Annotated in this window: 11 protein-coding genes; all 11 read left to right on the top strand. The window is 70.5% G+C overall.

All coding sequences use genetic code 11. The annotated features are described in order from the left end of the window. The first annotated feature begins 184 nt into the window (after positions 1-184). The 11 genes from ACFHVL_RS18090 (at position 185) to ACFHVL_RS18040 (ending at position 10,147) form a co-directional block, all read left to right on the top strand. On the top strand, positions 185-1,801 hold the full coding sequence (locus tag ACFHVL_RS18090; protein WP_416629243.1) for a hypothetical protein: 1,617 nt from the start codon (positions 185-187) through the stop codon (positions 1,799-1,801). A 50-nt stretch (positions 1,802-1,851) separates the two neighbouring features. After that, positions 1,852-2,142 (top strand): ATP-dependent Clp protease adapter ClpS, encoded by a 291-nt coding sequence (gene clpS / locus ACFHVL_RS18085; protein WP_326555248.1) that lies wholly within the window; start codon positions 1,852-1,854, stop codon positions 2,140-2,142. Continuing rightward, positions 2,139-2,669 carry a DUF2017 domain-containing protein gene (locus ACFHVL_RS18080; protein WP_416629242.1) on the top strand — a complete coding sequence of 177 codons (531 nt, stop codon included), beginning with the start codon at positions 2,139-2,141 and terminating at the stop codon, positions 2,667-2,669. Before clpS ends, ACFHVL_RS18080 begins: the two co-directional genes overlap by 4 nt. Before the next feature lie 47 nt (positions 2,670-2,716). Further along, positions 2,717-3,208, top strand: a complete 492-nt coding sequence (locus tag ACFHVL_RS18075; RefSeq protein ID WP_416629241.1) for a Mov34/MPN/PAD-1 family protein — start codon at positions 2,717-2,719, stop codon at positions 3,206-3,208. Positions 3,209-3,269: 61 nt separating this feature from the next. After that, positions 3,270-3,614, top strand: a complete 345-nt coding sequence (locus ACFHVL_RS18070; RefSeq protein WP_416629239.1) for a MoaD/ThiS family protein — start codon at positions 3,270-3,272, stop codon at positions 3,612-3,614. Between the two features lie 10 nt (positions 3,615-3,624). Then, positions 3,625-4,590 (top strand): PLP-dependent cysteine synthase family protein, encoded by a 966-nt coding sequence (locus tag ACFHVL_RS18065; protein WP_416629237.1) that lies wholly within the window; start codon positions 3,625-3,627, stop codon positions 4,588-4,590. Between the two features lie 257 nt (positions 4,591-4,847). After that, complete coding sequence (locus tag ACFHVL_RS18060; protein ID WP_416629236.1) at positions 4,848-5,594, top strand: MBL fold metallo-hydrolase; 747 nt, start codon at positions 4,848-4,850, stop codon at positions 5,592-5,594. 86 nt (positions 5,595-5,680) lie between these two features. Further along, a complete protein-coding gene (locus ACFHVL_RS18055) occupies positions 5,681-6,826 on the top strand; it encodes a glycosyltransferase family 4 protein (RefSeq protein WP_416629235.1) in 1,146 nt (381 codons plus the stop codon). A gap of 107 nt (positions 6,827-6,933) precedes the next feature. Then, a complete protein-coding gene (gene rph / locus ACFHVL_RS18050) occupies positions 6,934-7,662 on the top strand; it encodes a ribonuclease PH (protein WP_416629234.1) in 729 nt (242 codons plus the stop codon). Further along, the gene (gene rdgB / locus ACFHVL_RS18045) at positions 7,659-8,288 is read left to right on the top strand and encodes an RdgB/HAM1 family non-canonical purine NTP pyrophosphatase (protein WP_416629233.1); all 630 of its coding nucleotides are present in this window, start codon (positions 7,659-7,661) and stop codon (positions 8,286-8,288) included. The genes rph and rdgB overlap by 4 nt, the downstream gene beginning before the upstream one ends. Before the next feature lie 122 nt (positions 8,289-8,410). Next, positions 8,411-10,147 (top strand): glycoside hydrolase family 26 protein, encoded by a 1,737-nt coding sequence (locus ACFHVL_RS18040; protein ID WP_416629232.1) that lies wholly within the window; start codon positions 8,411-8,413, stop codon positions 10,145-10,147. The last annotated feature ends 117 nt before the right edge of the window (positions 10,148-10,264 follow it).

Below are 10,264 nucleotides of genomic sequence, written 5' to 3'. Positions count from 1 at the left end.
TAGGGCCGGACCTCGTTGCGTAGGTGATCGTGCACGTAGCGTCGGATTGCTGGTCCTTGTCGCGACCAGCGTCCAAAGGAGCACAGCCATGGAGCCGGTGACAGCACCTTTGATCCCGCAGGTTGTCGGCCTCTCCGGGCTCATCCCGCACCAGCGAGGTCCGTTGTGGCGATCAAGCGGCCAAGTGGACGATCCGCTGGGCACCGCCGACAGACCGCAGCCCGGCCCGGTCCGTCCACCGCCCAGTCCCGTCGAGTCGTCGGACGGCGCCGTCCGACCGATCCACCTGCCGGTCAGGCCGTTTCACCCGTCGGTCCCGCCACCGGCGGACGAGCCGGTGTCGGTGGTGCTGGTCGGTGCCGGCAGCGACAGCCGTGGCGCCGTGCTCGGCGCGTTGCTGGGCGAGCGGCTGCCGGTGACCCGGCCGGCCGAGACCTTCATGATCGTCAGTTATGGTCCGACCGCCCGCGTCGCGGCCTTTCTGCCGGGCTGGTCGCATCCCTGGCTGATCCCCGCCGGCGCGGCGGCACCCCGAGTCGGTCTGGGGCTACCCCGGCCGGCCCGCCGGATCGAGATGAGCCGCCCGGATCCGCTGCTGCGGCACTTCAGTCTGGTGGACACCCCGGATCTCGATACCCTGCGGTCCGCCGGGCTGGCCGTGGTGCACGACACGATGACGCGGGCCGGTGCGTTGCTGTTCGTCATCGGAGCGGGCCCGCCACCCGGTCCGATGGCGCACGACCTGTTGCGGCAGGCGGTCGCGGCGGCCGTCGAGGTGTTCTTCGTCGTGACCCCGGGTGGCGTGCAGAGCGAGAGCGACCGGCCGCACCGGACGGCGCTGCTGGCCGCCGTGCCCGAAGTCGAGGCGGCACCGTGGTTCGTCCTGGACCCGGCGGGGCAGCCGCAGCTGCACCGTACGTTGATCGACTGGGCGGATCGGGAGGCGCTGCACCGGGCGGGTGCCGGCCTGTCCGCACTGGCTGGTCTCGACGGGCCGGCCGGGTTCGACGGAATCGACCCGCCGGGCGGCCATCCGCCGTCGGGCCGGGGCACCGTAACCACTGCCGGTCCGGCGGTCATCGGCGCGGCGGCGGGCAGTGCCGCGGTCGCTGACTGGTCGGCGCTGCTCGACCGGACGGTCCAGCGGGCCGGACAGCGGGTCCGGCACACCGTGTCGATCGAGCTGGCCCACATCCATCTGGCCGCGGTGCAGGAGATCCTGTTCCGTGGTGGGCCCGCCGTCGTGCCCGACTTCCTGGACCGTGAACTGCTGGCGTTGTCGGTGCGGGCCGCCGCCGAGTGCGCGGGCGCGGTCGACGGCGTCGTCGACGAGATGACCGGACTGCTGCTCGGGGCCGAGAACCTCGTGGCGCTGCGGCAGCCGCTACGGGAGCTGCTGCGCCGCAGGATGCTGATCGACCCGCTGCCTACCGCCAGCGTCGCCGGACTGCTGGCGACGGCCGGCGGGCGGATCGAGCCGGTCGCGCCGACGCCGTCGAGGGAGCCGCTGGACGGGGTGGTGCTGCCCGGGACGCAGCCGGACATGTTCGCCGCGTACCCGGTGCAGTGGTCCCGGTCCATGGTGCCGCCGATCGGTCTCGCCCTCGCCGCTGACTGCTGGCATCCGCACGATGGACCCGCCGGGATGGCACCCAACCAGGCACGATCCTGGACCCAACGGATGCTGTGGGCGATGGAGCTCGACCTGGCGCGAGAGCTCGCCGTGCGGTTCACCGCGATCCGTCGGGGCCTGGCCAGCCTGCTCGCCGACACGATCGACAGCGGTGACCCGCAGCGGTGACGGCGGCGGGTGTTGTCGGACCCGGCGGCACCGGTGGCACGATGGGGGACATGGCGGCTCCCCAGGTTGCTCCGGTCGAGACGCCGGACACAGATGAGATGCCAGGTGGCGAACGGCTGTGGGTGACGATCGTCTGGGACGATCCGGTCAACCTCATGACCTACGTGACCTGGGTTTTTCAGAAGCTGTTCGGGTACAGCCAGGCCAAGGCCGAGGAGTTGATGCTCGACGTGCACCACAAGGGCCGGGCGGTGGTCTCGTCCGGGGCACGGGAACGGATGGAGGCCGACGCCTCCCGGTTGCACGCCTACGGGCTCTGGGCCACGGTGGATCGGGCATGAGCATGTTCCGACGCCGGTCCGGGCGGTTCGTCGCGATCTTCTCCCCGGACGAGGTCCGGGTGCTGCGCAAGGTCGCCGGTGAGGTGGTGGCCCTGCTCACCGACGGCTTCGACCATGGCGATCCGGTGGTCGACCGGCTCTTTCCGGACACGTATCCGCAGGACGCGGCGAGTTCGGCGGAGTTCCGCCGCTACACCGAGAGCGAACTCAAGACCGCCAAGATCGATCAGGCGGGGGCGGTGCTGGCGGTGCTGCCGACCGACCCGGACGCCGATGGCGGCGCCGAGGTCCGGCTGGACGAGGAGGCGGCCGAGGCGTGGCTGCGCGCGCTCAACGACGCCCGCCTCGCGATGGGGGTACGGCTGGACCTGAAGGCGGACACCGACCTCGGCGCCGAACTGGCGGCGGCTGAACGGGACGATCCGTCGTCGAGCCGGCTGTTCCAGCTGTCGGTTTATGCCTATCTGGGCTATTTGCAGGAGTCGCTACTCGCCGCGATCACCGGTCAGCCGAGGTCGCTGGCGTGACGACCGCCACGGCCGGTCCCGGCCGGAGAAGGCGGTACGCTGGGGGCGTGCTGAGCATCGACCGGTCGATCATCGACGCGATCGTCGCCCACGCCCGCCGGGATCACCCCGACGAGGCGTGCGGCGTGGTCGCCGGCGCTGCTGGCTCGGACACCCCGGCCCGGCACATCCCCATGGAGAACGCGGCCCGCTCGATGACCTTCTACGAGTTCGACTCGATGGAGCAGTTGCGGCTGTGGCGGGAGATGGACGACCGGGACGAAGAGCCCGTGGTCATCTACCACTCGCACACCGCGACCGAGGCGTACCCGTCCCGGACCGATGCCGCGATCGCCGGCTGGCCCGAGGCCCACTACCTGTTGGTCTCCACCCGTGACCCGCACGTCACCGAGATCCGGTCGTTCCGCATCGTGGACGGCGTGGTGACCGAGGAACCGGTCAACGTCATTGACGCCGACGTCGATCCGCACGCGGTGCAGTCGTACCTGTTCGGGCAGACCCCGACGACGGTCGACTACGAGTGTTCGTCCGGCCACTGACCCGGCCGCAGCACCCGTACCGCAGTCTGATCCGATCCACCGTCGCTATAGGAGCACGTCAATGGCTATCGAAGTTCGCGTACCCACCATCCTGCGCAGCTACACCGGCGGGGCGAAGGTCGTCGAGAGCAGCGGGGACACCCTCGCGGCACTGCTGGAAAACCTCGACACCCAGCACAACGGTCTACGTGGGCGGCTGGTCACCGCCGAGGGGGCGCTGCACCGGTTCGTCAACATCTACGTCAACGACGAGGACGTCCGGTTCCTCGGCGCGCTGGACGCCAAGCTCTCCGACGGGGACACCGTGACGATCCTGCCCGCCGTGGCCGGCGGGGCGCTCGGGTTCGCCGCTGCGGCAGCCCTGGTCGGCTTCCCGCCGGCCGCCGTCGCGTCCGTCGCCGGCTGAGGGGGCCGCCATGGCGCGCTACGACAGCCTGCTCGACGCGTGCGGCGGTACCCCACTGGTCGGCCTGCCCAGGCTCTCCCCGGTGGTGCCCGAGGGGGCACCACCGGTGCGTCTGTGGGCCAAGTTGGAGGACCGCAACCCGACCGGCAGCGTGAAGGACCGGGCCGCCATGTACATGGTCCGGGCGGCGGAGCGGGCGGGCCGGTTGCGGCCGGGGGACACCATCCTCGAACCCACCAGCGGAAACACCGGCATCTCGCTCGCCATGGTTGCCAAGCTGCGCGGCTACCGGTTGGTCTGCGTGATGCCGGAGAACGTCTCGTCGGAGCGGGTGCAACTGCTCCGGATGTACGGCGCGGAGATCATCTTCTCGCCGGCGGCAGGTGGATCGAACCAGGCCGTCGCCACCGCGAAGCAGATCGCCACCGAACACCCCGACTGGGTGATGCTCTTCCAGTACGGCAACAGTGGCAACGCCCAGGCACACTACGAGACCACCGGTCCGGAGCTGCTGCACGACCTGCCGACGATCACCCACTTCGTCGCCGGGCTGGGCACCACCGGCACCCTGATGGGCACCGGACGCTACCTACGGGAGAAGGTCGAGGCCATCGAGATCGTCGCGGCCGAGCCCCGGTACGGCGAGCTCGTGTACGGGCTGCGCAACATCGACGAGGGCTACGTGCCGGAGCTCTACGACGCCAGCGTGCTCACCCGCCGGTTCTCGGTCGGCACCCGGGACGCGGTGTTGCGGACCCGCCAACTGGTCGAGGTGGAAGGACTCTTCGTGGGCTTCTCGACCGGTGCCGTGCTGCACGCCGCGCTCGCCGTAGCCCACGAGGCGGTCAAGGCCGGCCGGCGGGCGGATGTCGCCTTTCTGGTCGCCGACGGCGGCTGGAAGTACCTGTCCACCGGTGCGTACGGCGGGACCCTGGCCGACGCCGAGGAAGCCCTCGATGGTCAGCTCTGGGCCTGACCGGACCCGGTCGGCGGCATTCGTACGCGCCAGCGGTGCAAATGATTGGTTGCGCTATGGGCGATCCTGATCGGTGTTGTCGAAGTCGCTCCAGTTGTTCGCGCTTCTCTGTCACGTTCGCGACAAGTTGCAGCGGATCTTGCATTCCGTCGCTGGCCGCAGCGTAGGCTGCCCAGCGTGGCAGAGCCGCTGATGGGGATCTTCGATGGCATGCACGGCGCGTCGCCGGTGTCCCACCGAGAGCCGTGGATCGCTTGATGCGTTTGACCGTGCTTGGTTGCGCCGGCAGTTTCCCGGGTCCCGAATCCGCCTGTTCGGCCTACCTGATCGAAGCTGACGACTTCCGGCTGCTGATCGACTTCGGCTCCGGATCGCTGTCCGCGCTCCAACGGTACGCCGGGCTGCACGCCGTGGACGCGATCATGCTGACCCATCTGCACTGCGATCACATGCTCGACGCCTGCACCTACGTGGTCGTCCGCCGCTACGGCCCGGACGGCCCCCGTCCGCCACTGCCGGTGTACGCGCCGGCCGGTGCCCCCGACCGGATCGCCAGCGCGTACAGCGCCGACGCCGCACCGGTCGACGACGTCTACACCTTCTACGGGCTGCAGCCGGGCAGCTTTCCGATCGGGCCGCTGCAGGTGACCGTCGACCGGGTCAACCATCCGGTGGAAACCTACGGCGTACGCGTGGAGCACGGCGACCGGGTACTGACCTACTCGTCGGACACCGCGCCCTGCGAGGCGCTGCTGCGGCTGGCTCAGGACGCGCACGTCTTCCTCTGCGAAGCGAGCTACCTCGACGGGGTGGACAACCCGCCGGACCTGCACCTCACCGGTCGCGAGGCGGGCGAGGCCGCGACCAAGGCGGGGGTCGGCCGCCTGCTGCTGACCCACCTGGTCACGGCGTGGGGCAGCGAGGCCTCGACGTTCGAGGCGGCAGCCTCGACGTTCGACGGCCCGGTGGAGATCGTCCGGGCCGGAGCCCGGTACGACATCTGAGGTGCGCGCGTTGTCTTGCCGTACTGTTCGCCCGCTGGTCAACGCGACGTAGCCTCGGTCTCCCGCGTAGGCGCGACCGTGACACCATGCGCGTCGCGATCGTCACCGAGTCATTCCCACCGGACCTCAACGGAGTGGCGCACTCCGTCGTGCGGGTCGCCGAACACCTGGTCGCCCGGGGTCACGAGCCGATGGTGATCGCACCGGCACCGGCCGCCGCCCACCGGGCGGTGCCCGACCGCTTCCCGTACCCGGTGGTGCGGGTGCCGAGCCTGCCGGTGCCGCTGTACCGCAGCTTCCGGCTCGGGCTGCCGAGCCGACGGTTGACCGAGGTGCTGACCGGGCATGCCCCGGACGTGGTGCATCTGGCCAGCCCGTTCGTGCTCGGGGCCCGGGGCCTGACGGTGGCCCGCCGGCTGCGGCTGCCCACCCTGGCGGTCTACCAGACCGACGTGGCGGCCTACGCCCGCGCGTACCACCTGGGGTGGAGCGTGGCGACGGTCTGGCGATGGCTGCGCGAGATACACAACGCCGCCGACCGGACGCTGGCCCCGTCCACCGCCGCGGCGGCCGACCTGGTCGACAACGGCATCGAACGGGTACGCATCTGGGGCCGCGGCATCGATCCGGTCCGGTTCGCCCCGGACCGCCGCTGCGAAGGGCTCCGCCGGGAGTTCGCCCCCGACGGTGCGGTGCTGGTCGGCTACGTCGGGCGGCTCGCCGCCGAGAAGCGGGTCGACCTGCTCGCCGAGACGAGCCGGCTGCCCGGGGTACGGGTGGTGGTGGTCGGCGACGGGCCGGCCCGCCGGGAGTTGGAGCGCGCGTTACCGGCGGTGCGGTTCCTCGGTGCCCGGCACGGGGCCGCACTGGCCCAGCTGTACGCCAGCTTCGACATCTTCGCGCACACGGGACCACACGAGACGTTCGGTCAGACGGTGCAGGAGGCTCAGGCCAGTGGCGTGCCGGTGATCGCCCCGGCGGCCGGCGGCCCGGTCGATCTGGTCGCACACGGCGTCACCGGGCTGCTGGTGCCCCCGGGTGACGGGGCCGCACTGGCCACGGCGGTGGCCGGACTGGCCGGCGATCCGGCGAGGCGGGCCCGCCTCGCCGGATCGGCCCGGGCCGCGGTGGCCGGTCGGACCTGGTCGGCGATCGGTGACGAACTGGTCGAGCACTACCGCGCCGTGCTGGACTCGCCCGGTGTGCTGGCGCGGCTGCCGGTGGCGGCCTGAGCCGGACCGCCCTCGGCGGCCTGGCCCGAAGCCGCCACTGGTGTGGGCCGGGCGACGAAGGCCAACCCGACAACGGCCGCGCCCGGTACGACACATAGGCTCTGCCCATGGCACGACCCGATGGACGCACTCACGCGCAGCTACGGCCGGTGACCCTGACCCGCAACTGGAGCACGCACCCGGAAGGATCGGTGCTGGTCGAGTTCGGGCAGACCAAGGTGCTCTGCACCGCGAGCGTCACCGAGGGGGTGCCCCGCTGGCGTAAAGGCTCCGGCCTGGGCTGGGTGACCGCCGAGTACGCGATGCTGCCCCGGGCGACGACCACCCGTTCGGACCGGGAAAGCGTCAAGGGCCGGCTCGGCGGGCGGACCCATGAGATCTCCCGGCTGATCGGGCGGAGTCTGCGGGCGGCCGTGGACCTGAAGGCGTTGGGTGAGAACTCGATCGTGCTGGACTGCGACGTGCTGCAGGCCGACGGCGGTACCCGTACGGCCGCGATCACCGGAGCGTTCGTGGCGCTGCACGACGCGGTCGGCTGGCTCGCCGACCGCAAGGCGCTGCACGGCAAGCTGGAGCAGGTGATGCGGCGCTCGGTGGCGGCGGTCAGCGTGGGCGTGATCGGGGGCGAGCCCCGACTGGACCTGTGCTACCTGGAGGATGTGGCGGCCGACGTCGACATGAACGTGGTTTGTACCGGTGACGGTGACTTCGTCGAGGTGCAGGGCACGGGTGAGGCCGCCGTCTTCGGCCGGGACCAGCTCGACGCACTGCTCGACCTCGCGGTCGTCGGCTGCGCCGAGTTGACCGCCGCGCAGCGCAAGGTGCTCGACCGGTGAGCGCCGCGCCCGCCGGGCAGACCCGGCTGCTGCTCGCCACCCGCAACGCGAAGAAGTTGGCCGAGCTGCAGCGGATTCTGGACGGGGCGCTGGGCACCAGGCGGATCGAGCTGGTGGGCATGGCCGACCTGGAGCCCTACCACGAGGTGCCCGAGACGGGCCTCACGTTCGGTGAGAACGCGTTGCTCAAAGCACGGGAGGGCTGCCGCTACACCGGGCTGCCCACGGTGGCCGACGATTCCGGGCTGGCGGTCGACGCGCTCGGTGGCATGCCAGGGGTGTTCAGCGCTCGCTGGTCCGGCCGGCACGGAGCCGATCAGGCGAACCTCGATCTGGTGTTGGCCCAGCTCACCGACGTGCCGGACGAGCACCGCTCGGCGTCGTTCGTCTGCGCCGCGGCCCTGGTGCTGCCCGGCGGCAAGGAGCATCTGGTCGAAGGCCGCCAGTCTGGTCGGCTACTGCGCGCCGGGCGGGGCGACGGCGGCTTCGGCTACGATCCGATCTTCCTCGGCGACGGACAGGAGCGGACGAACGCCGAGCTCAGCCCGGCTGACAAGGACGCGATCAGTCATCGTGGCAAGGCGTTCCGACTGATGGCCAAGGTGATCGTGAAGACTCTGGGATGACGTCGGTAAATTTAATTAGTGCTTAGAAATCCGGTTACTCGCCGTACATCCGAGTTCACCCCCGATACGCTCGCGCCGCAAGCTCGTGCCACAGGGGGGTAGTTTTCTTGAGTAGACACAGATTGAGCCAGGCCATCGCGCGGACCGGTTCGGGCCGGCGTCGGCTCGTCGTCGGCGGCGTCAGTGCCGCGCTGCTGGCCGGCATGGTGGTCACCGCGCTGCCGTTGCTCGCCGACGATCAGATCACCGTGTCGGCGATCGCCGACACCACCGCCACCGACGTGCCACAGGACGGTGACAACGCGGTCAAGACCACTCTGGCCACCTGCCCCGCGCTGTGTGAGCGCAACCCGAGGGGGGCCCGGGACGCCATCGTCGAGTTCACGGTCGAGAACATCCCGGTTGCCGTACGCAACCTGCGGGTACGCCTGCAGATGTATTCGTGGCAGGACTTCGACGCCCGCGTCTCCGTCCATCCGACCTCGTTGGACGCGCGCCAGCCGCGGCCGCCGCTCGCCGAGTCGGACCCGGCCCGGCCAGGCGTCGAGCCGCTGGCCGTGGTGCCGCAGGTCCGCAAGGGGCACAACGAGTGGGACGTGTCCAACCTGGTGACCGGCAACGGGACCTACACCCTCGCGCTTCGTCAGCAGGAGCTGGGCCAGCGGGTCTACTGGCCGTCGGTGGAGTACCGCGATCCGTCCATCCGACCCCAGTTGCTGATCAGCTTCGAGCCGGCGGCGGGCGCGCCGAGCAGCCCGCCGGTGTCGCCGACCGCCCCGCCGGCCAGCCCGTCCGCCCCGCCGAGCGCGCCGGTGCCGACGGCACCGCCCCCTTCGGCGACACCGACCGTCGGGCCGACCGCCGGGCCGACCGCCGCGCCCAGCCCGCCGGCCAGCCCGCCGGCACCCGGCGTCGGCTGCGGGTCGGTATCCGACCAGCTGGTGCCCTCCTGCGGTGCCTGGTGGGGCATGTACTCGCCGACCAGCGCGGCGAAGGGCTGGGACCACGGCGCGGCGGTCAACGAGGTGGAAGCGCAGGTCGGGCGCAAGTTCGACATCGTGCACCGCTACCACGACTTCTCGAACTCCGGCAGCAACGGGGCGTTTCCCGACAAGTTCGAGCAGGAGCAGATGCGGGCCGGGCGGTTGATCTTCTTCGCCTGGGAGTCGCGGGTCTTCTCCACCGGAACCACGCTGAGCTGGCGCGACGTCTATGGTGGTCGGTACGACTCGGTGATCGACGATGTCGCCGGCCGGATCAAGGCGACCGGGGTTCCGGTGTTCATGGGCTTCGACCACGAGCCGGAGGACGAGCCGGCCAAGGGCAGCGACGCCGAGTTCGTGCGCGCGTGGCGCTACGTGTACGAGCGGTTCGCCAAGATCGGCGCGGACAACGCCGTCTGGGTGTGGACGATGATGGGCTGGTCCGGCCACTACGACCGGTACGCCGGACTCTATCCGGGGGATGCCTACGTCGACTGGGTCGCCTACGACCCGTACAACTTCTACGCCTGCAACGGTGGCAAGACCTGGAAGGACCCATACACCACGGTGAACGGCTTCTACCGGTGGCTGGACGACAACCGGATCGGGGTCGGCAAGCCGCGGATGCTGGCCGAGTTCGGCACGAACTTCAATCCGGACGACCCGGCGGCCAAACAGCGCTGGTTCGAGCAGTTCCCCGCCGCGATCAAGGCGCATCCGAAGATCAAGGCGGTGATCTACTTCAACTCGGCTGGGTCCACCACCACCTCGGCGACCTGCAACATGACGATGAATCACACACCGTCCGCACTGGCCGGCTTCACCAAGGCAGGGAAGGACCCCTACTTCAACCAGCCGCTGGTGGTCAACCGCTGACCCGACACTGAGCACATCCGACGGATGCCTGCTGGGAACCTGATACCCAGCCGTCCGATCGGTGGATGTCCGACCCGGCTGGGGTTGGCGCACGCTGTCTGAGATAATTTCCCATCT

The organism is Micromonospora sp. LOL_023, assembly GCF_048060115.1.
Lineage (GTDB): Bacteria > Actinomycetota > Actinomycetes > Mycobacteriales > Micromonosporaceae > Micromonospora_E.
The sequence above is the reverse complement of the archived record's forward strand: the minus strand, read 5'-3'. Positions and strand labels throughout refer to the sequence as shown.

What these genes read in the sequence shown, in the direction of transcription:
- clpS (WP_326555248.1), top strand. Translation starts at nt 1,852, where the DNA reads ATGGCGGCTCCCCAGGTTGCTCCGGTCGAGACGCCGGACACAGATGAG.
- ACFHVL_RS18080 (WP_416629242.1), top strand. Translation starts at nt 2,139, where the DNA reads ATGAGCATGTTCCGACGCCGGTCCGGGCGGTTCGTCGCGATCTTCTCC.
- ACFHVL_RS18070 (WP_416629239.1), top strand. Translation starts at nt 3,270, where the DNA reads ATGGCTATCGAAGTTCGCGTACCCACCATCCTGCGCAGCTACACCGGC.
- ACFHVL_RS18065 (WP_416629237.1), top strand. Translation starts at nt 3,625, where the DNA reads ATGGCGCGCTACGACAGCCTGCTCGACGCGTGCGGCGGTACCCCACTG.
- ACFHVL_RS18060 (WP_416629236.1), top strand. Translation starts at nt 4,848, where the DNA reads ATGCGTTTGACCGTGCTTGGTTGCGCCGGCAGTTTCCCGGGTCCCGAA.
- ACFHVL_RS18055 (WP_416629235.1), top strand. Translation starts at nt 5,681, where the DNA reads ATGCGCGTCGCGATCGTCACCGAGTCATTCCCACCGGACCTCAACGGA.
- rph (WP_416629234.1), top strand. Translation starts at nt 6,934, where the DNA reads ATGGCACGACCCGATGGACGCACTCACGCGCAGCTACGGCCGGTGACC.